At 31.6% G+C, this 24418-nt stretch carries 12 protein-coding genes; all 12 read right to left on the bottom strand.

Features of this window, described 5'->3' with window-relative positions:
- Positions 1–63: 63 nt before the first annotated feature.
- Positions 64–3183 (bottom strand): beta-galactosidase, LacZ type, encoded by a 3120-nt coding sequence (gene lacZ / locus QVZ41_RS06255; RefSeq protein ID WP_302883694.1) that lies wholly within the window; start codon positions 3181–3183, stop codon positions 64–66.
- Between the two features lie 179 nt (positions 3184–3362).
- Complete coding sequence (locus QVZ41_RS06250) at positions 3363–5762, bottom strand: glycoside hydrolase family 127 protein (RefSeq protein WP_302883693.1); 2400 nt, start codon at positions 5760–5762, stop codon at positions 3363–3365.
- A 14-nt stretch (positions 5763–5776) separates the two neighbouring features.
- The gene (locus QVZ41_RS06245; RefSeq protein WP_302883692.1) at positions 5777–9793 is read right to left on the bottom strand and encodes an FG-GAP-like repeat-containing protein; all 4017 of its coding nucleotides are present in this window, start codon (positions 9791–9793) and stop codon (positions 5777–5779) included.
- A 338-nt stretch (positions 9794–10131) separates the two neighbouring features.
- Positions 10132–11118 carry a family 43 glycosylhydrolase gene (locus QVZ41_RS06240; RefSeq protein WP_302883691.1) on the bottom strand — a complete coding sequence of 329 codons (987 nt, stop codon included), beginning with the start codon at positions 11116–11118 and terminating at the stop codon, positions 10132–10134.
- Positions 11119–11205: 87 nt separating this feature from the next.
- Positions 11206–13374, bottom strand: coding sequence for a glycoside hydrolase family 43 protein (locus QVZ41_RS06235; RefSeq protein WP_302883690.1), 2169 nt, complete (start codon positions 13372–13374; stop codon positions 11206–11208).
- A gap of 180 nt (positions 13375–13554) precedes the next feature.
- Positions 13555–14754 carry a hypothetical protein gene (locus tag QVZ41_RS06230; protein WP_302883689.1) on the bottom strand — a complete coding sequence of 400 codons (1200 nt, stop codon included), beginning with the start codon at positions 14752–14754 and terminating at the stop codon, positions 13555–13557.
- 76 nt (positions 14755–14830) lie between these two features.
- A complete protein-coding gene (locus tag QVZ41_RS06225; protein WP_302883688.1) occupies positions 14831–16075 on the bottom strand; it encodes a DUF4998 domain-containing protein in 1245 nt (414 codons plus the stop codon).
- A 27-nt stretch (positions 16076–16102) separates the two neighbouring features.
- Positions 16103–17314 carry a DUF4959 domain-containing protein gene (locus QVZ41_RS06220; protein ID WP_302883687.1) on the bottom strand — a complete coding sequence of 404 codons (1212 nt, stop codon included), beginning with the start codon at positions 17312–17314 and terminating at the stop codon, positions 16103–16105.
- Positions 17315–17338: 24 nt separating this feature from the next.
- On the bottom strand, positions 17339–19303 hold the full coding sequence (locus QVZ41_RS06215; protein ID WP_302883686.1) for a RagB/SusD family nutrient uptake outer membrane protein: 1965 nt from the start codon (positions 19301–19303) through the stop codon (positions 17339–17341).
- Between the two features lie 24 nt (positions 19304–19327).
- Positions 19328–22477, bottom strand: coding sequence for a SusC/RagA family TonB-linked outer membrane protein (locus QVZ41_RS06210; RefSeq protein WP_302883685.1), 3150 nt, complete (start codon positions 22475–22477; stop codon positions 19328–19330).
- Positions 22478–23239: 762 nt separating this feature from the next.
- Positions 23240–23482, bottom strand: coding sequence for an integrase core domain-containing protein (locus QVZ41_RS06205; protein ID WP_302883854.1), 243 nt, complete (start codon positions 23480–23482; stop codon positions 23240–23242).
- 99 nt (positions 23483–23581) lie between these two features.
- Positions 23582–23965, bottom strand: coding sequence for a hypothetical protein (locus tag QVZ41_RS06200; RefSeq protein WP_302883684.1), 384 nt, complete (start codon positions 23963–23965; stop codon positions 23582–23584).
- Positions 23966–24418: the final 453 nt, after the last annotated feature.

Below are 24418 nucleotides of genomic sequence, written 5' to 3'. Positions count from 1 at the left end.
CATTACAAAAAAAACTCCTTAATTTAATCATTAAGGAGTTTTTTTATAGAATTTAGAATGTTTTTATCTCTCTAAAGAAATCGTATATCCGTAAGTGTATTTACTATCATGTAATCTATATTGTCTGTGAGGATATGATCCCCAGCTATTATCTCCACCTAAACCTCTTTGTTTTAAATCTACATGTAAGAAAACTTTATTTTCTACTGTTAAATCAGTTGGATGACGTTGTGCTTTATGTTCTCCTGGATCTAAATCTTCGGTAGCAATATTTAAAGCGCTAAACCCTAAAGGTTGATCTCCTTCTATTCTAATTCCTTGTCCAGAACCATTTGTAAGAGTTAACCAACGAGTATCTGTTTTATACCCAGCTTCTTGTGGTCTTATGTATGTCCAAGTAAATTGATTTTCTACTTTGTCTTCATAAATACCTACAAAAGATGACGTATTTCTATCGTTATAGTTTTCCCAAGGACCTCGACCATAGTAAGATAAATTATTATTATCTCCATCAAGAATCATTCGCATTCCAAAACGTGGTAATTCTGGTACTTCTTGATCTCCCATGTCAATAGTCGCTTTTACATTAATAGCTCCATCGTTTTTAATTAAATAATCAATGGTATATTTTACCTTTAATTCTGATAAAATAAAGTTAGCCGTTACTGGTAAACCATCTGTTGTCATTTTTCCTACTTTAACATCTACTACTTCTAAAGTTTTGTCTGCAAAACGCCATGCTTTTAATCTCTCAGGCATTTTGTTTCCAAAATCATTATCCGTTGGAGCTCTCCAAAAATAAGGACTTGGTAAATTTAAAATAGGTGATTCATCAGTATGAGTTAATTTATATGATGTTAACATTCCTGTTTTTAAATCTAACTTTCCTTCTACTCTGTAATTGTTAAATGATAAAACTTTATTTTTTACAGAATATTTAATTTTTTGATTAGCATTACTTTCTGATTGCAAACCAAAATAATCAGCTACTTTTAAATCAAATTGTTCTCTTGCTACTTCGTGATCTGCAGCTAAAAGTTGATTTTCTTTTTTAGTATATGCATAGACACTCAGGAAATACTCACCATTCTCTAATGTCGGAATTCCCAAGTCCATTTGTGTAGTTTCATTTGGTTTTAAAGAAATCTCAAAACGAGATTCAATTACCTTTTGTCCATTTTTAGTAATATCAAACGTAAAGTAATACTGGTCTAAATTGGTAAAATCAAACCCATTGGTGATGCTTAATATTTTACCGTCTTTTAAAGTAAAAGCTATATTTTGGTGTACTTTTTTAACTTCTTCAAGCGCAGGATGTGGAATTCTATTAGCACTTACCAATCCGTTGGCACAAAAATTTACATCATTTTGTAAATCTTTACCTCCTAAATCTCCTCCGTAAGCCCAAAATACTTTTCCGTTATCATCTTTGGTCTTTAACCCTTGATCTACCCAATCCCAAATAAACCCACCTTGCATGTGCTTACTTGAATTGATAATATCCCAATATTCTTGAAAATTCCCATTACTATTTCCCATCGCATGAGAATATTCACACATAATAAAAGGTCTCACTTGCTCAGAAGCTGCATACTCTTTCATATAATTAATTCCAGGATACATCGGACAAACAATATCTGTATCTGTATTTTGTCCCGCTTGCTCAAATTGCACAAAACGAGTATCATCATTTGCTTTTAACCAATCATATGCTTCGTAAAAAACAGGTCCGTTACCACATTCATTCCCCATAGACCAAAGAATAATTGATGTATTGTTTTTATCCGCTTGGAACATACGTTTTATTCTATCTAAATGTGCAGGAGCCCATAAAGGTAAATACGCAGGATGTTTTTCTTTGTTAAATTTTCCTTGTAACTCCGCTCCCATAGCATGTGTTTCAATATTAGCTTCATCCACTACATACATACCATACAAGTCACATAATTTGTATAAATATGGATCATGCGGATAGTGACTCATACGAATCGCGTTGATGTTGTTTTCTTTCATCAACTTAATATCTTGTAACATGGTTTCTCTATCTGGAGTATGTCCTTTTACATCATGATGTTCATGTAAATTAGCTCCCTTAACCAAAATAGGTTCTCCATTTACCATTAACTGAGCATTCTTAATCTCAATTTTTCTAAACCCTAATTTTTCATTAATAACTCCTATAATTTTATCTTCATCATCTAACAAACTAATAGAGTATGTATACAGGTTTGGAAATTCACCACTCCAAGCAGCCACCTTTTCTACAACTTCATCAAAATCAACTTCTGTTGTTTTTTTCTTTACCTTTTCTTTTACATCAAGAACTAATTTTCCTTCTGGATCGTATAATTTTACTTGAACTGCACCTTTTTTAAAATCGCGTTTGTCAAAATCACGTAATTTTACATTTAAATTAAAAGTTCCATTTTTATAGTCTTCGGTAAGTCCTCCTTTTACAAAGTAATCCCAAATAGTTGTTTTTGGCAAAGCCTGTAAAGAAACACTACGCTCTAAACCGCTTAAACGCCAAAAATCTTGATCTTCTAAATAACTCCCATCATGCCAACGAAAAACTTGAACGGCTAATAAATTTTCTCCTTCTTTTAAAAATGAGGTGATATTAAATTCAGCAGGTGTTTTTGAAGCCTTAGTCATTCCCACTTCTTTTCCATTTAAATACACAACTGCATACCCAGAAATAGAACCAAAATGTAACATTACTTCTTTATCTTTCCATTCTTTTGCTACCCTAAAAGTTCTTCTGTAGCTACCCACTGGATTATAATTCTCATCAATAAATGGTGGATTTTTAGGAAAAGGATATTTTACATTTGTATAAATAGGTATATCAAACCCCTCTAATTCCCAGTTTGATGGAACGGTAATATCAGACCAATCTTTATCATTTAAATCTACTTTATAAAAATCCTTTTGTCTTAATGCTGGTTTTTTAACCACCGTAAATTTCCATGTTCCATCTAAAGACTTATAATTTTTAGAAGCTTCTGGATTGTTCTTAGCTGCTACTTCTTCATTTTCATACAATATGAATATAGAATGTGCTGTTTCTTTATTTCTATCTAAAACAGCAGGGTTTTCCCATTCATTTACATTTGTTTGCGCATAACTACCTTTACTTAATCCTAGTAAAATAAGCAATGCTGCTAATTTTATTCTCTTCATTTTTTATTTATTTGATGATATTATATTTTCAATATTTTTTCTAAAAATTTTATAAATACGTTTATTTGTAATAATTACTAAAGACACAAATAAAATAATATTTATAGTAACTCAACGGGGTTAATATGATAATAAACCATGGTTGTTTTAATAATAAAAACAACTAGGACTGTTTTGAATTATTTTAACAACCTCACATAAAACACTTTAGGCGTTGATTTTTTTTCTCTAGCTATAAATTTAAGTCCTATTGTTTTTTTATTATTTACAATTTCTGGCACTATATAATCAACAACATATAAGTCCTTATTTTCTTTATTAATATCTATTTTAGAAGCTTCTATTTTTTGTCCGTTTAAAGACAAATCAAAACCTACATTTTCATCCTTTAAATTAGCATAAGTAATTCTTAAGATACGAGCTTTACTCTCTGGATTTTTTAATTGATAGCTAAACCAAGCTGTACTACTTCTCCAATGCAAATTGTTTATTTCACCTGCTTTGGTTTTTTCACCTTTAAACCCATGATCCGATTCCGGTTGTTGCTCCCCCAAGGCAATTTGATCTACGGTTTGTAACTCAAGTGATAACTTATTGGCTTCTTCTGTACGTAATTTTTCTTTTTTAGCTTTATATAATTCTTGCGTAGTCGTTGGCCAATACAACATATAACGAGCATCGTGAATGGTATAGAATGGTTGTAATTCAATATTTTTATAAGATTCGTTTTTAATTAATTTTTTGATATTATAATGCAACGGTTTTCCTTTTACTGGAACTAAATTCTTTACAAAACTATTATTATCATCTGCCACCAACATTGGCGCTTCATCAATAGGGTAAAGTGCCCCATTCGCAATATGTCCCATTCTACTATCATCAGCAAACAATCCTTTTAAATCTGTCGTATCTGTTTTAGCTCCTAAGACTATTGGGCCGTGAACAAATGAGACCCAAGATGAACCATCTGGCATGTTTTCTACAACAGTTTTCATAGGAAGTGAAATATTTACAACATCTCCAGATCTCCATCTTCTCTTTACAAGTACATAACCATTGTTTAAATCTTCTACCTCAATTTTTTCATCATTTACTTTTACTTTAAATCCATTTTCTATCACCCAATCCGGTTTACGAATGTGAATACCGAATTTTTTACTTCTTTTGTTTAATTTAATTTTTAAACTCGTTTCCTCACTATATGGAAAATCATTTCCTTGGGTGATTTTAATTCCCTCTTCTACCCAACTAAGCGTTGATGGAATAAATAAGTTTACATATAAATCTTCATCTTTATGAGCATAAATAAATTCTCCATATTTAGCATGATTTTCCATTCCTGAACCTACACAACACCAAAATCCTTGTTGTGCTTGTGAATACACCCTGTAGTGCCTTGGTCTCATAGGAGTGAAATATACAAAACCACCTTTATCACCTGGGTGTTGTGATGATAAAATATGGTTATACAACGCTCTTTCATAAAAATGCATGTATTTTTCAGAAGGGTGATGTGCTTGTAACATTTTAGTCAACTTTAACATGTTGTAAGTATTACAGGTTTCTGGTCCTTCTTTGCTATCTAGCATAGAATTAAAGTTCTCAGGATCATGAAAATGTTCTCTAACACTATTCCCTCCAATAGAAACCGTCCACTCATCTACCACAGTATTCCAAAAGAAATTAGAGGCTTTTTCCCACTCCTCATCTCCTGATAATTCAGCAATACGTTCATACCCAATTACTTTTGGAATTTGAGTATTGGCATGCTTTCCTACCAATTTGTTTTCTTGTTTTAACAAAGGATTTAAAATGCTTTCATCAGACAATCTTTTGGCTAGTGTTAAATATTTTTCATTCCCAGTAATGTCATAAGCATCCGCAAAAACTTCATTAATTCCTCCGTGTTCACTTATTAGAATCTGTTGAATCTGAGCGTCTGAAAGATTTGAGGTAATGCCTACAAACCAATCCACCAAATCAATAAACATTTTTTTAGCAATTTCATTTCTTGCTATCAACCATGCATCTCTTAATCCTGCAAAAGTTTTATGAATATTATAAATAGGAACCCATTTGTTATTTAATGAAAACAATCCTGCTTTTATATTTCCTTCAGCAATTTCATTCCACATATTTAAACCTCCTGGAATTCCACCAACATAACCATTACCTGTATTTTTTTGACATGCATTTAACTCATCAATCATATAATTAAGCCGATCTAAAATTTCTTGATTTCCTGTAGATGCGTACATCAAAGACAATGCTGTTAGATAATGTCCGCCTATATGGCCATCTAACCCTGTATTTTCCCAATTTCCATAAGATTCTTTTTTTGGTTTTAATCCTGCCTCTCTTAAATACGGTGCTAATAACCTATCTGGGTCTATCGATAATAAATAATGGATATCTGTTTGCTCAGCTTCTTTAAAAGGACTATCTAATAATCTAACAGCAGTGAGCGGAAAGCTTTTTAATGACTCATTTTGAGCACATAAAGATGTGGTGATTAACAAAAAAAGAACAAAAGCACTTTTACTCATTGTCTTAAAAAGATTCATGTTGATTTTTCTCATATCTGTTTTTTTTACTATAAAACGATTATTTTACTAGATTGATTATTTACTTTTAAAATATAGATTCCAGCTGACAATGTTGCTGGTAACTTAACAACGTAAGTATTGGTTCTTGAATTGTATTGCTTTTTTAAAACCTGTAATACCTTTCCATTTATATTACATAAATAGATATTGCTATTCTCTAACACATTTTTAATCTCAATCTCTCTTACCCCCTCTCTAAGCGGGTTAGGGCTTACAGCTATTTTTGTATCTGCTTCTATTTTTTCTTTATTAAAAAAGCTTGTGGCATATTTAAAAGATTCTATTCCTATTTTCTCTCCAATAATCCTACCAGGAATATCATCTAAAGGTGGATGAATTCCTCCCCATATTCTTGACAAACTACATTGATCCGAAGCATCTCTATAAGTAGCCCATTGTAGTTTTATATCTACTGATGGTCCTTCTTCAAAAACTAAAAATTCATTTTTCTTGGCTATAAATTCCCCATATCCTCCAGGGAAATATTCATCACCTGTTAATAAAGTCATCACTTCAGCTGCAGCTCTTGAATAAGTTGAATGTCCAGATACATAACCTGCAAACGGTGGGGTTACAAAAGTTGGTCGTTGATAAGGCCACCAATCTTTTGCCAAAATCCATCCAACACCTGCTTCATCTACTGCTGGATCTTTAATAAATTTATGTCCTCTCCATGAAAACAATTTTATCTTCCCAATATTGATATTATCTTCCCCTGCCAAAGCATCTCCTTCTTCAATAATCTCTATTAATCCTTTTTGTAATGGAATTCCATCTTTGTGATAATTTGGTTTTGATGGATCACTGCTTTGACCTTTTCCTGCCATATAACGGATGGCTGAAATAGGTCGAATATAATCATACCAGCCTTTTACCCCCCATGCCGAAACCGCAGCATCATGCATGGCTCCTCCTAATATAAAGTAAGCCTTCACATCCCACTCTAAATTATCCAAGACCTTCCCTTCTCCATGAAGTTTTTTAACCAATAACTTATGATCATTTACATAGTTCAAAATAGTAAACCAATGTCCCGGTGGCGTTTCTGAATCTGGTCCATCTGCCCAAAACTCTGCCAAAACTCTTGTATAATCTCCTCTTGGAACCATTTGTGGTTGATACGAAGTTTGTGTTCTTGGGTTTAGAAACCTTCCTTCTCCAATATCCCCTCCTTCAATTTCTCTATAAAAATTAGCATAGTCTGAAAAACTAGTCGGAAAATCATCTAAATCTATATTTCCTATGGATTTAGGAGATATATCCCACATTACTCCATCTGTAGGATCCAAGTGAGAACCCCATTTACTAACCAAACTAAAAGCCCACTTATATTCCTCATCCGAAATAGTTGGTGGGGCTCCTGGATCGTGATATACAGCATAGTCATGTCCTGACCTATGATAAACTGATTTATCATTTTCTGACAATGAAAAAGGCAATACATTTCCCCATTCTGGTCCTAAAAAATCTGGAGTAATCCCTCCTATAACATTCCCACTTTGGTCTATAAAAGTATTAAAACTTAAAGGTTGCCATCTATTAGGATTGATGTGATCTATACTTCTTGGATTTGATAAATCTAAAGGAGTATTAACAGGTTCGTAAAATTTATTAGCATATAGATTAGCCTCATTAGCTCCATCTTGTAATCCATAATTTATAATTTGAGTAGCTATGTAATTCCCTAATGCAATAGAGTTTCCTGTACTATAATCTGTTTCTATAATAGAACTATCATATCCTAAAGTTGTCATGGTAGCATCTATAATAGATTGTGACAATATTGGGTTGGGAGCATGTTTAAATCTGTATGACAATAACCTATACATAGCATAACTTATCGTTTTTTTCCTTGCTTCTGTTATGTTTTCTGTAGTACTAAACCCTTCAAATTCACTAGTAAAACCATGAATAGTATTCCCTAATAAATAAGTCAGTACAGATTCATCATAAACTGCCCAAGCATCATACATAGCTATGCTTGTGTGAAATAAATTTCTTGCATGTACCGTAGGTCTTGCATAATCTTTTCGTATTAAATCTAATAAAGTCTCGTTCCAAATTCTTGCTACTGAATGTGGTCTTGTATTGTAATTTACATCATCTTTTGAAATATCTACAAATAATTCTACAATACTACTATTACAAACTTCATTTGATTCTATAGTTTTTAATATTCCTTTTCCAGCTGCTCCCCATCTAACTGTAACAGTTCCATTCTCTAAAACTTCAAGTATATCACCTCCTTCGATACTCCAACTTAAAGAAGAATTATTTTCTAAAGGATATGAATATACTTCTACACTATTTTTAACTACCCTTGTTTCTCCTAATATAGACCTAGCATTTAAATAGATACAATGTCCTGTACTTATTTCAGCATTAGGATTATAGTTACAAGAATTTGGATCTGTACAACCATAGATTTTTTTACTAGGCATATTTTTGTAGGATTCCAACCCAACTCCTTCTTTTGCTAAAATAGTTTTGTTTACTGAAATATTATTATACGTATCTATCTGTCCAGATGGCCATAAGACTTGCAATTCTATAACTCTATCATCTGAACCCAATCCAAAATGAACCGGCTGTAGGCTCTGTGATAAAAAACCTTTTCCAGTGTAATATCTATAAAACCTTCCTTGTTTTGTTCTCACAATAACTTTAGTTCCTATTGCATCTCTATTAGATACCGTACCTTCTAGCTTAACCTTTAACCAATTTAGATTTGTTAAAGAATTATTAAGTTCTAAAGTTTTATTTTCATAAAAAAAGGAAGATCTATCATTATTGGTTACAAAAAGATCTATATCTCCGTCATTATCATAATCAAAATCAACCAATGAAACACTATTTGTTTTTTCATCTAAGTTTGCGATACTTGAGCGATTTAAATAAACAGCTCCTCCATTTAAATTTAAATTTTCGTAATATACATTAGTTTGAGTACCTGAGCTTCCATAATCATAACCATTTAATATAAATAAGTCTTCATCTCCATCTAAATCAAAATCAGAAAAGCGAACATCCCATGCCCATCCTGTTTTATTCACATTTGATGAAGGTCCCTGGTTAACATAAATATTATTTCCATTATTTACATAAAATGCATTATCATCAATTGCAGTTATAAAAAAATTAAATGAGCCATCATTATTATAATCTCCTATTGCAATGCCCATGTCATCTTTAGAATGATCCAATCCATACTTTTTTGCTTCTTCAGTAAAATTTTTCCCGTTATTATTAATGAAAAGATCATTTGTTTCTGTACTGTAATCATTTGCGACATATAAATCCATCCAACCATCTCCATTAAAGTCAAAAGGAATTGATTGATATGAATGCTTGCTAACTACATCTTGAAACATATTACTTACATTTGTAAAAGTGCCATCTCCATTATTTTTATATAACCTATTCCCTTCACAACCTTGCTCCCACTCAGATACATACAGGTCTAAAAAACCATCATTATTATAATCAAACCATGTAGCTCCTGTATTTACACAACCATTATAGTGTTGTAAACCTACTTGAATGGTTACATCTAAAAATGTTCCATCTTGTTTATTCTTAAAAAGTTGTATTTTATTAATATGTGTTAAAAATAAATCAGGGTAACCATCATTATTATAATCCCCCCAAAATGCTCCAAATTTGTAACCGTTAAGAGCTGGTGTTTCTTCTACTATCTCATCAGTTGAGTATAAGTTAACCAAACCTGATATTAACGTAACATCTGTAAAAGTTCCATTGTTATTATTTTTAAATAATTTACTAATAGTAACATCAACACCTATTTGATCTTTAGCTTTTGCAACAACAAAAATGTCCAAATCTCCGTCTTGGTCAAAATCTGCGATAGAAGCTCCATTATTCTCTTTATTAGAATCTAAACCAGCAAAAGATTCAATACGTTCAAATGTTTGTGCTTGAACCCATCCTAACTGTGTTAAGCTAAAAAATAGCACTAAAAAACAAGCATATTTTATACACTTCATTTACTTCTGCTTTTATTAGAATATTAAGTTTTTTTATGTCTTTTTCAATTGTGTATAGAGCGTACTCATAATAATTAATTTCAAAAAATCATTTTCTAGTCAAACTTACTTTCAATATAACTTTATAACAAATTGAAATTAAACGAGCTATCAATGATTTTCGTTTAAATTAAACGTACTAATAAACACACATAAATAACGATACCATTGTAATAATAAGATAATATCATATATTAATCAAAAAACAAGCTAATTTATTTAATCAAAACCACAAAAGACATTCATCAGAAAACTTGATGAATGCCTTTTTATATTTAACAGAATATATATTCTAAAATCTATTCTATAGTTAAATAAACTCCTGATGGTTTCACTTTATCAATTCCTCCATTTGAATTAAACTTTAGACTATCAATAGCTAGTTCTCTTAATAAGTCGCTATGATCTTTGTTTTTATGATCTTGAATTCGATGATAAAGTATATACATTTGTCCATTTTCGCTAAAAACAGTATGATGTCCTGGCCCTAAAGTGGTTTTGTCTTTAGATGTAGTTAATATCGGACTTTGTTCTCCTTCTTCCCAAGGACCATAAGGTGTGTTTGATGTTGCATATCTTACCTTATAAGTTTCGTTGGTGCATTTTCCATCAGAATACATTAAATAGTACTTATTATCCTTTTTAACCATTATAGGTGCTTCAAAATAATTTGGAGGAGTAATGTCTTTAATAGTTGTTTCATCAAAACCAACCATGTCATCATCTAATTTAACCACAAAACAATGACCATTAACCCAGTTTAAACCTGAACCCCAATACAAATAAGCCTGTCCATCATCATCAATAAAAGCCTCTGCATCTATCATGTGATAATCTGGAAACATATTTCCTTTAATTAATGGTGTATTGTCTGATTTTGCATTTTTCCATGGTCCAAGAGGATGCTCACTAACACCAACCCAAACTTCACTCCCCACAGAAACATACATATAAAACTTTCCGTTTTTGGCTTGAATTACAGAAGGTGCCCAAACCATGCTCCCATTTGAAGTTGGACTTGTGCACATTTCTTTTGTTGGCCAATTAATTGTTTTTTGTTCCCAGTTTTTAAAGTCTGAGGATTCCATAACAGCCAAATCATTCCCTCCCCAAGGATCTTTTGTTGCATAAACATAAAACTTCCCTTGATATTTAACAATAGAAGGATCTGCAAAAGCCCCTTTAACAATAGGGTTTGTAATACTAATTTTGTTTTCTTTTTTTCCGCAACTTGTAATTGAAAATACTAAAACAACAAGTAATAGTAATTGATAATATTTAGTCATTATTAAATTGTTTTTAAGTTCTATAAAACTAACATAAAGACACAAAAACTATATGTATAAATCAGTCAAAAATATAGAACCACTGTTTTAATCAATTGAATTTATTCCTTCTACAGTAGGCACTACCTGCTTAATACTACCATCAGCATTAAATTCCATTTTATCTATACAAACCTCTCTATTAAATCCTGCTGCTCTTCCCATTTCAATCCCGTTTGGACGAGTAAAGCGATGGTAAACAATATGCCAAATATCAGTTCCAGGAGTTTGAATAACACTGTTGTGACCTGTTCCATAAATTCCATCTTCTGGTCTTTTTTCTATCACAATATTGTTTTCTGGAATATTTAAAGGGCCTGTTGGACTATCTGATGTTGCATATCTTACTCGGTAATTTGGACTTCTTGTGTCGTCTTCAGACCATAAGAAATAATATTTTCCATTTCTATAAAAAACTTCAGTTCCTTCTCTAAAAGTTCTTCCTGGATGTAATAAAACCAATGAATTTGGTTTTATAGAAACCATATCTTCATTTAATTCAACACAAGCCATATGACCATTTCCCCAATACAAATAACTTTTACCAGAAACCGGATCTATAAAAATATCAGGATCTATTTCTTGCCCACCTTTTGCTCCTTCTGGACTTTCTGAGATCAATGCTTTCCCTGAATCTACAAAAGGTCCTGTTGGATTATCTGAAACTGCGACTCCAATTTTTTGAGCTGCTGTGAAGTAGTAAAAATATTGATACTTTCCATTTATTTTCTTTTCAATAGCTGTTGGAGCCCAAGCGTTTCTATCTGCCCAACTTACATCTTTTTTTAAATCTAAAATAACTCCCTCATCTGTCCAATGTACCAAATCTGGTGATGAAAATGTTTTAAAATAAGTACCCGACCAATTTGTGAATCCATCACTGGTTGGATAAATATAATACTTGTTGTCTTTGTGTGAATAAAAAATTTCTGGATCGGCATAATACCCATTTAACACAGGATTGTTATCTTCCTTTACAATTACTTTGTATGTTTTTTGTTGATTTCCTGATGAAATCTCATAATTTACGGCTCCTTTGGAAAAATCTTTAGCTCCTAAAGTTGATATTGTTGCCCATGAAACTACATTTATTTTCGGATCAAAATTGGTTAAATCAGTCCCTAACATTACAGGAATATATATCGTTTGTTGCTCGTCATTTATTACTACATTGTTGGTCTTAATAGCTGGGGCATCAAAACTTAAAAAAGAACTTTTATTAATCCTTCCCCATTTATTTATCAATGCTTGTCTTTCTGATTCGGTAATTCTTATAACTGTTCCGTGTCTTGGATGAAAATTCATAGAAACTTCTTCATCTATTATTGCAAAATTCTCTAAATCTTTTGATTTCGTAAATTGATACTTTCCTGCTGAATACATATCGTACATTAAAATATACTCCTCAGAATCTATCAATTTAAAAATTCCTGAACCTTCTACAGCAGCATCTGTTTGATCGTAAAAACCTTCTTGCTGAACATAACCTTCTGTTAAGTTATCAGAAATAGCCTTTCTAATTCCCCCTCCTTGACTTTCGTTCTTAAAAAACAGGTGATATTTTCCATTTTTGTAAACAATGTCTCCGTCTATACAAGCACTATTTGTAGGACTATAAAACAATTGTTTTGGAGTAGATTCTAATTCGGTAAAGTCCTTATTAGCATAGGCGTAGTATATAATATCTGGCCCTTTGCTTCCTAACATAGACCAATAAATCATGTATTTTTTAGCGTCTTTATCATAGATTGTTTGTGGTGCCCATACACGTACCACATCTCCAAATTCTTTAGGATACGTTTTAGGAATATTGATAACAGTAGAGGTCCAATTTATTAAATCGGTTGATTTCATTAACACCATGGCACGGTTCGAACTCCATCCGTTAGCAGAAACCATATCAGTAACTACCATATAAAAAGTTTTACCATCAGCTCCTCTTAAAATATGTGGATCTCTAACTCCACCAGTAGAACTAATGTCTTTAGAATCTATAATAGGTTGATTGTTATTTAAAGCTTGAAAATTATACCCATCTTTACTTAAAGCATATCTAATAGCTTCTTCATCACCTGTATTCCCAGTAAAATAAGTAAACAAATAATGAGTGTATTTATTGTCTTTGTTAGCTACGGAAGCTGTTTTACAAGAAAATAAAGTAATTATCAAAAGGCAAACAGCTAAAAGTTGATGACTTAATCTTTTTTGTTTTTTCATATTAAAATATTGAGGTTGTTGATTGTTTTTAAACAGTTTATCGAACTTTAAAGACTAACAATTATAAAAATAATACAATTATATAGTTATGGATTTATAATTCAAAAACATGGAAAATTATTGTGATTTATAATTCTAAAAATTCATAACAGTTTTTTAAATAATAATTCATAAACAATCTTAATTACTTGGTAAACCATCAACTTTCATAGCTTGAATGATTAAAGCATGTACCATATACAATTCATCTGAACCTGTATCTTCATGAGCTCCATTTATTCCATAAGGCCACATATGTGTTCCATCTCCTCTCAAAACTGCATTAGGATTATTCGTCATCATTTGCAAAACTTTATTAGCTCTACTTCCATTCCATGGTGGCCCCATTAACTCAGCATACCTCCAATGAGTTCCAACACCTACAGTATGAGCCATTTCGTGCATGGCTGTACCTGTCTTTTGATAATCAACCTTTGATCCCATATTTATCCAACCAGCAAAATTTGCATCTGCAGTTGGTGTTCCTGGAGAATAATTAACTGTTACGTGTTTTACTATTGAAGTAAAGTTATTATAATAGTTAGTTGCTTCATCAAAAGCTTTTATTAATCTATTTCTAGTAGCTGTGTCGGCATCATTTGGTCTAAAGGAATAAGTAAAACTTCCTTTTTTAATGGTTTGTATGTTTTTTTCCTCACCATATAATGTACTTTCAGATGTAATTACATATGGTCTTACAAAATAAGTTGTTTGTTCATCCAAACCAGTAATGCGTTGTAAATATTTATCCTTTACATCACCGTTTGCAATTTTAGTATCATCTACTGTTGGTTTTGTCTGCTTAGCATAAACAATACCTAATTCTAATATTGTTAAATCTCCTTGTTCTAATTCAACATTTATAAAAATATCATGTGCTCCCGATATTGTTGTTTCGTTAATACTCACTAATGGAGATGCTGCTGGCAATGTAGTAAAACTAACTTCATTACCGTAACTTACGCCTTTTGCATTTAAAGCATATGCTCTTGCGTAATAAACAGAAGCTGCATTTAACCCAGTTAATTCAACCTTAAACTCTCCTGAACCTTTGGTAGAAGTTGGACCAGTTTTAGCCCCTTCATAAACAGGATTTGGTGAAAGACCGTAGCAAACTCCTTTCTCCGTAACACTAGCACCTCCATTTTTGGTAACTTGTCCCCAGATTGTAGCTGTATAAACATCTATTTCTTCAGCTTCTTCTGTTTGCAAAGTTGCTAACTCAACTTCTATTTTTGGTTCTTCGTTTTTAACTACTTCTTCTTGTTTCTCAGAAGACGTACAGGCTAATAAAAAAAAACTGAAAAATGTGAATATCTTAATTTGGTTAATTATGTTCATATCGATTAATTTGTTTAAAAAAGTGGCATATGGTTAAACCATATGCCACTTATAATTTAAGTAAAATATAGATTTATTAATTATTATTCTTTAGTAAAGAAAAAGAGTATATCACTAAAAATCTTTCTTGACCTTGGGTAGTTGAAAGTCCCAAAGAAACATCTGTTGTTTGTGTTACTGTAAAACTCACTTCAACATCATCAGGAGCCATAGTGTTAACAAGTCTAGTATACCCTAAAGTTGCCGGATCTGTTTCAATTGCTCCTGCCTGAGAATCAGGCAAAGTACTTCCTTCTGCAGCGGTAAGGTATACATTATCTGCTGTAGTATATCCACTAGCAATAACTCCACCATTTGCTTTAGGCTCTGCCTTGAATGTGTAATTCCCTGGCTCTAATGTAATGGTTTGATATACTTTACCATTTACAATACTAGCTGCTCCCCAACCACTTTCAACATTAAAAACACCGGTATCATTACTATCCCATCCACCATAACCTCCGTGGTTTTTAGCTGCTGTGTTTGTTGTCCAACCAGCTAAAATACCCCATCTACCAGAGAAAGAAGATGCTTGAAATGGTTGTGAAACATTTGTTAATTTATTTGTAAAATCAACAAAATCGGGTAATAGTTGAACATAGTCTGTATGAAAAGTATCGATAGCTGTTTCGTCAGGTAAAAACATTGTTCTATAATTATATTTAGAACCTTCTTTATAATCTTCCAAAACAACTTCCTCTGAATCAATAGAAACAAATTCTGTCTTATTCACATCATTTATATCAGTATAAACAATTTCTGTACCAAAAACCCCAGATGATAAATCCATGGAAGCAAAATTAATTGTTAAATCTAAATCTGTAGATAAAACACTTGAACTGATTACTCTATTTGTTAAAGTCTCTTTATATCTTTCTCCATATGATTGACTTATTCCGGTTACTGGTATTGATTTATTACCTAATTTATCATAGGTATATACTTTAAAACTGTAAATATTTTCTGGCATGTTTTCTATAAAAACTCTTAAAGTATCTACTTTGTCTGTTTTTATTACTGGTACAGATATAGAATCTGCACCACTATTCCAAAAAACTCTACATTCAGTAATTTTAGGATCCGACATAAATAATCCTTCAACTTTAATTCTGTTATTTCCTGAAAAAAACTTTAATGAATCTAATTTCCCTGTATAAGAAATTTCACCATTACTTATAAACTCTTCATACCCTTCATCCATAGAAGTACATGAGGCAAAAAAACCAAGCATTATAAATAAAGCTAAGATTTTTATACTATTATTTTTTATTAAACAAATCATATTTAGATTTTTATTAGTTAGACAATATTACTCATTAGGAGCCCCATAAACTTGAACTTCCGCAATAGACATAGAACCAATTCCACCCCAATTCTTAATTGATTTAATTCTTAAATATCGAACTTTTGGTGCAGCTACATCAAACTCCCAGCTAAATCCAGCTCTTGCAGTTTCAAAATCTTCACCCGTTTGCTCCCCAAAAGGAAGTCCTGAAGGTTTAACTGCATTATAAGAACCTAATCTATACCATGTATTATCTAAACTTCCATCTGGATTTGGATTTGCTGAACCCCAAATTTCAAATTCCTTAAGGTTACCTATATAATAGTATGATCTATCGTTATAATACTCAGGGTAATCCCAAATCACAATTCTACTTAACTGTGTTAATTCTCCAATATCAAATGTAGCTAAATGTTGACCTGGAACAGAACCATCTGTTAAAAAAACACCTGGCCAATTAAATGTTTCACCATCCCACATACGTGATAAAACAGCTGTAGCATGTGTTTTTGTATCATTTGGAAGAACAAATGGTTTATACTTAGATTTTGGCAAAGCAACTTCTGGATAAGGTGTAATTGAAGTAAATAAAGTATCAGTAGTATTTAACCACCTATCTCTTACAGTAATGGCGAAATTATGCTCTTCTATTTCAAATCCTCTTATTGTCTTGTTTATTGAATCTGTAGATGTATAAATACTGTTTATGTTAGTTATCCAATCTCCGTACTCATCTTTTTCCATTAATAAAAGTGATAAATCAGTACGTAATTCGTTTTTAGCTGTAAGTCTCACTCCTCCAAAAGCAGTTGTTGCCTCTAGAGTTCTAAACACTTCCCATATTGGTGATTCCAGAGGTTGTATCGTTACAGTAGTAGGTTCAGAAACTTTCTCACTTCTATTAACAGCATATAATTTAACATCATGCTCATCCATATCAGCAAAACCTTCTATAACTAGTTTATTTTGATAATATGAAGATTTTACTTCCGCTACTTTTCCAGAAGACAAAGTATACACTGCTTTTACATATAGTAAATCTTGGTCACTTGGAAGAGTATAAGTTAACTCGGCTCCTCCAGCTATATTTAGAATATTTACATTTTCTATCTTTCCTGGTGTATTAGGGTTATTCTCTAATGGACCTACTTCGTCTTCTCTACAACTTACTAATGCTAAAAATATACATAATACCGTGTAGATACGACTACTTGTTTTAAATATTTTATTATTCATTTCTTTTGAATTTAAATTAAAAAATTACCAACCTAAATTTTGTACTAAATTAGGGTTTTGAATAATTGCACCTTCTGGTATTGGCCAAAAATAATCCCTAGGAGAAACAAAAGTTTGTTGATAAATAGTTCTTTCTTGATAATAAGACACAGCATCTTCACCTTTAACACTCCAACCTGTTACAGGGGTATTTAAAAACTGTGATGACAGCTTCCATCTACGTAAATCCCAAAATCTTTTACCCTCAAAAGCTAATTCAATCATTCTTTCTTGTCTAATAATTTGTCTTAATCCTTCTTTTGTTGTCGGTTTCGAAGGGTTTGAAGAATAATTAGCCCAAGACTCAACAACACCATCTAAACCTGCTCTATCTCTAATAATGTCAAGGTTAGAATAAACTGTAGCTGAAGGCCCTTGTGATTCATTTAAAGCTTCTGCGTACATTAGATACAATTCTGCTAAACGAATTTCTGGCCATGCATAATTCTGATATGCAGCTCCTCCTGTTTCATATGTAACTTGATTCCAATCAACTAATTTTTTAACAAAATAACCTGTCTCATTAGTATGAAATGCATGTGAAGCACCTGCAAATTCTCCAAACTTAGCCTCTACTGACCAAACATCTCCTTCATCAGAACTAGAAGGACTATCGTACTTATACCAAACAGCACCATCAAAAGCTAAATCTGCATAAAAACGTGGCTCTCTATCAAAATTTAACCTAGCTGTTTTATCACCTTCTTTAATATTAAATCTTTCTGAGAAGTCTGCTTCTCGTAATTCTTTTTCATTAGTAAAATCCAAGGTTTTATCCTCATTTATAGGAACTCCATTTTTAGTATAAAACATTCTAGCAATTTTTAATGGAGGAGAAAGGATTTTTCTTGCATCATTATGATTATGAGTTAACTTTAGAGGTGGCATAGCCAATCTTTGTATTTCTGATGCTTGACTGTTAGGGTTAGCCCAAATAATTTCTGAATTCCATCTTTCACAAACTGCTTGTCTTATACTCATTTGAGTCATAGTTTCTGATGAAAGATTAAAAGATGAAGTAGGAAATTCATACAAACTTTTTCCATTTGCTTCAGCAGACTGAATTGCCGCTAAAGCTGCATCAGCTGCTAATGTCCATTTATTTTCATCATAAGTAGTATTAAACAAAGCCTCTCCACTATTACCTATTAACGGAGCCATTTCAGTATTCCCATTAAACAATGGACTTGCAGCCATTAATAAAACTTTTGCTTTAATACTTAATGCAATTGTTTTAGATATTCTTCCAGCTTCAATATTTGGAATTATAGTATTGTCTTCGGGTAATTTTTCGATAGCTGTATCTAGTAAATCAACTATGTACGACACAACAGCATCAACCGGTTGTCTCTCAACATTAATTTCGTCTTCGGGTGCATCTAAAGCAATATTTTTATCTATAATAGGAATAGGACCATACATTCTTAATAAATAATAATGGTAGTAAGCTTTTAAAAACTCTACTTCACCTATCCATCTTTTTCTTTCAATATCATCTAAATCAGGGATTTTATCAGGATCTTTTACATTATCTAAGAAAATATTGCAATGGCGTAGACCAATAAACAACTTATAGTTATCGTTTGGACCTCCTCCAGCCCAAGTCCCATCCCATACATTTAAATAAGGATTAGATACTCTTTGGTTACCTCTTGCTATTTCAAAAGCATCACTTGTGATTGAAGTTCTATAAGGAATCCATATTTCATCTCCTGTTAACATACCTAAATTAAAAATTACATCACCATTTTTAGGAAGATATGAATAGCAAGTGTATAAATACTTCCTGGCCTCATTTCTAAGTTTGAATGCATTGTCAAGTGTCGCGATATTATCTGGAATTACATCTAAATAATCACCACAAGATTGCATGAAAAATAAAGCTATAACCTGAGTTATTAATACAATAGACTTTTTAAGCCTATAAAATATATTTGTATTTTGTTTCATCATCATTAGTTTTTAATCTGTTAACTATAAATTAAGTAAAATACCTATGTTGTAGGTTGATTGTATTGGATACCCTAATCCGTTTCCTCCCATTTCTGGATCCCAAAGCTTAAATTTACTAAATACAACAGGATTTGTAGTGTTTGCGTATAACCTCAAACTTGTAATGCTGTAATTATCCAAAAACTTATTTGGAACATTATAAGCAAGTTCTACACTTTTAAGTCGTAAAAAAGCTCCATCTCTCATCCACCACGTAGATGACTGATTATTATTCTCAATAAATGTATCACTTAAACGAGGCCAAAAAGCATAAGAATTTCTATTTTCTTCTGACCAATGATCGTTTGCTATCACATTTAATAATCCATTTTGAGACCCTCCATTAATTACAAAAGGAGAAATATTTTGAGGATTGATAAAGAATGATGAACGAGCTGAACCTTGAAAAAACATACTAAAATCAAAGTTTTTATAACCTACAGTACCCCCAAAACCATATACAATTTCTGGCACTGTTGGATATCCCATTGGAACTCGATCTAAAGATGTAATCACCCCATCTCCATTAACATCTCTATACTTAATATCACCTCCTCTAACTTCACCAAATTGTCTTGGAGAATTTGCTACCTCAGCATCATCAACAAACAAACGTTCTGCTATATAACCAAATTGCTGAGTTGTTGGCCTACCTTTTCTATATAAATAACTCAACTCATCTGGGTAATAATTCTCATCATATGTAAGAATCTTACTTGTTGAATAGGTGAAATTACCTCTCAAATTAGCCCACCAAGACCCCCCAAAGTTTTTATTATATACAACTGACATATCCATCCCTTTACTCTCAGCTTTACCAAAGTTTGTTGATGGAATTACTGCCAAACCTAAAGTAGAACCAATATTTGCTCTATCCTGTAATATATTAGTTCTTGTTTGTTTAAAGAAATCTGCTATCAGGGTAAACGATTTAAATAATTCTAAATCAAAACCTAAATTTATTATCTCTGATTGCTCCCAGCTTATTTTACCGTTAGCATATCTTGATATTGACAGACCTGGACTATAATCAGCTCCCAACTCACCAAAAGTAGAACCATAAGTACCGTTGTCTAAATTTACCTCAGATAAATAAAAGAATCTATCATTATCATTCCCTATTTGATCGTTTCCTAGCAATCCATAACTAGCTCTTAACTTAAGACTGGTAATAGATTCTTTTAAAGGTTCAAAAAAACTTTCTTTTGATATTACATACCCCAAAGCAAGTGCTGGAAAAAAACCAAACCTATTATTCTTAGCAAATCTTTCAGAACCATTATAACCAAAATTAAGTTCTGCTAAATACTTCCCTTCATATGCATAAGTCATTCTCCCTGACAAACCTAGGTTTCTACTTGGTAAAGACGACTGTACTGATCCAGGATTTCCTTGTTCAAAATTTTGTAAAATTGTGATCAACATTGCTGAAAAAGCATGTTTATCAGCAAAAGTTTTATTATAAGTAAGTGAACCTTGAAAGTGAGTTCTTGAATTTAATTCTTTTGCTCCTTCTGCATAATTTAAATATTCTCTCCCCTGAGGATCAAGCGACCCAAGTCCTCCTGCATTTAATGGAGACAACTGTATTTTTTGAGTTGAAGGATCAATAAAAGCACTATAGTAAAAGGGATTATATTGTCTTGATACTGAATATCTAGAGTATCTCTTTACATATCCCATAAAATCAGCCTTCAATCCCGGGGTAATAAAACTTAAATCTTGTTTTAATTCAATTTGAGCATTTATGCTTGAAGTCTTATTCACTTGATATCCTTTCACCATATCAGCATATGGGTTTTGAAGTAAAGTAGTACTTCCATTACCTGTTACCGCACCACCAAACAAAGGATGATCTACATATGGTAAGTACTCTTTTGGATATCTAGCAGGGAAAGCAACAGGGTTAGACCATAATGCCTTATTAAAAATTGCAGCCCCTCCTCCTACAGGGCCATTATAATCATCAAACTGAGCATACATTCTAATTATACCTTCAGTTGTAGGAGTTAAGTTTAAATTTACATTTGTTCTAAACGAATAATTTCTCAATTTAATATTTGAATTAAAATTATTTAATCCATCTACTTTTAAAACACCATTATCAACATTATATGTTCCAGCTACATAGTATTGAGCCTTTTCACCTCCACCATTTATACTTAAATTATAACCCTGATTAACGGTAACATCTTTAATCAACTGATCTATCCAATTATTGTTTGGGTACAAATAAGGATTATCTCCTGCTATCGTTCTATCTATTTTTGTTCTAGTATAGGGTGGATTACCTGTTGCGTTTCTTGTCAGAACAGCCTCATTAGCTAAGTTCATATAAGTTATATTGTCTGCAAAATCAAAATTTCTAGAATTTGTAGAAAATTTATTCTCCGCTCTAAACCTAAACTTTAATTTACCTGATGTTCCTGACTTAGTACTAATTAAAACTACTCCATTTGCACCACGAGCCCCATATATAGCTGCTGCAGAAGCATCTTTTAATACTGAGAAGCTGTCAATATCATCCGGCTGTAAACGAGCCATATCAGTGTTTGTAGACTCTATACCATCAATTAAGATTAAAGGATCTTGTTTACCAGAACCAAAAGTACCCAAACCACGAATAAAAAAGTCAGAGTTATCTGCTCCTGGTTCTCCACTCCTTTGGAATGCAATCATACCAGCAACTCTACCCGCCATCATAGTTGTTAAATTACTACTTGGTCCTTTAATTTCTTTAGGACTTACCGTCGTAATAGAACTCACTAAGCTCTCTTTTTTTTGTGTACCAAATCCTACTAATACCAATTCTTCTAACGATTCAGAACTTGGATTCAAAATAATATTAAATACTGATTTTGAACCAATCTTTACTTTAGCAGTATCAAACCCCAAATAAGATACAACCAAAACTTTGTCGGCTTCGTTTATATTTAATTTAAATTCTCCATCAAAGTCAGTCATACTAATATTACTTGTTCCCTCAATTTGAACAGTTGCACCAGGCAAAACAAGACCTTTTTCATCTTTAACAACCCCAGTAATGGTTCTCTTCTGAATTTCATCAGCTACATTATCTGATTTTAGATCTTTTGCTTGTAACTGAAAAGTAGTTATAACTGCAAAAAACATCACTAGTTTTATTTTTGAATTAAAACTATGTGACAAAAAATAATTTCTCCTTATTTTAAGTAATTTCATAATAGATTTAGTTAATTATATGTTTATTTCTTTATTTGTTTCTTTTACAAATTTATAATCCCCAGTAAACAAAGAATTCCGTTCAAGTTTCTTTAGTTGTAATTTGTTTTTCATTTAGTTAATAATTTTAGTTAATTAATAATTTTAGTTAATGTTATTTTTATTTTAAAACAACAATTGGCATGATTATGGTTTTATTAAATAATACACAAACAAGAATGTATTGTTATTCTTTTTTTAACATAGAACCAAATATCATTAAAAAAAATAATCTAGCATAGGTTATATTGATAGGATAAAAGGGGTAAAATCGTATTTCGATTATTAATATTCCCACCCTCATTATCTATAAAACAACAATACTTATGCTAGCTTTTCAACAACAAAACAAGCAAATCAGTGATAAAAATACATTAATAAAACTAATCCTCCACTATTTTTAAATACCAAAAGGAGCTAATTAAAAAATTAACTCCTTTTGGTATCATAAAACTTTAGCGGTATTATATCTTAATTTTCATACACTAAATTTTGCGTAAGTTCAGTATCTTTATTTAAATTAATTTCTGATTGAGTAATAAGTAAAAACATATGATAATCTTGTAAACCGTTCGTTGTTTCAATGTTACCACCAACAACAGGAAGTTCCAGTCCATACTAACGTAGAGTATCTAGTAAATTTGGTGTTTTTTATTAAGCTACATTTTGTATGTATTTCATTCTAATTTTTAGTTCCATTTCAGCAGGAGTTATATATGCTAAGCTAGAATGTAATCTTTCATAATTATACCATTTGATATAATTATGAATGGTTCTATGAGCTTGCAACATATTTTTGAACATATATCTATTAGTAGATTCATATTTAAGTGTTTTAAAAAAGGATTCAGCTATTGTATTATCCCAACAATTTCCTTTTCTACTCATTGATTGCATTATTTTTAAATTATTCTTAAACAAGTCTTTTATTTTAGTTGAAGCATATTGTACACCTCTATCCGAGTGAAAAATATGATTCGTAGTAATTTTTCTTACTTATACAGCCTTTAACCAAGTTTTATAAACCGTATTTTCTGTGGTCATATCTTGACTTAATGTCCAAGCTAATATTTTTCTATCTTTTAAATCTAAAATAGTAGTCACATAATTACATTGCTTGCCTACCTTTATATACGTGATGTCAGACACCCATTTATGCCCTAATTCAAGGCTATTAAAATCTCTATTGATTACATTTTCAGCAATAGGTAATTTGTGATTAGAATCTGTAGTCATTACTTTAAATGTCTTATAAATTACACTTTTAATGACCTTTTGTTTCATTAAATAAGAGATATAAGAATGATTTAAATAGATATTTTCTCTTTCTAATTGTTTCTGAACCCTAGCTGAACCATAAATCTTTCTACTTTTTCCCATACTCGTTTGATACGCTCTTTGTAAAAAGAAGTTTGAGATTGATTTTTAGGTACATCGATAGTTCTAAGCCAAGAATAATATGAATTGACACTTATATTCATCAGATTACACATCTTATCAACAGTATAGGTTTTTGAATTTTCTTTAATGAATTTATACCTTACTTGTCGCTCACGGAGAAGATGCTTACTGCCTTTTTTAAGATGTCGCGTTCTTCCTGGGCATCTTTAAGTTGCTTTTTAAGCAATCGGTTCTCTTTTTCGCAAGTCTTCCTGCATCTTTAAATGATCCTATTTCTGTTTGAAACTCCTTAAACATAATCTTTACAGATTTCATTAATAGATTTTGGATTCTCTATGGGCAATAAGTCTACAATAGTTTACTTAAATTCTTTGTCGCACTTTAATCGAGTCATACATAGATAAATTTAATAGTTTTTATATCAATTAATCC

The sequence above is a fragment of the Wenyingzhuangia gilva genome (genome assembly GCF_030519655.1).
Classification (GTDB): Bacteria; Bacteroidota; Bacteroidia; order Flavobacteriales; family Flavobacteriaceae; genus Wenyingzhuangia; species Wenyingzhuangia gilva.
This window is presented reverse-complemented; position numbering and strand designations above follow the sequence as displayed.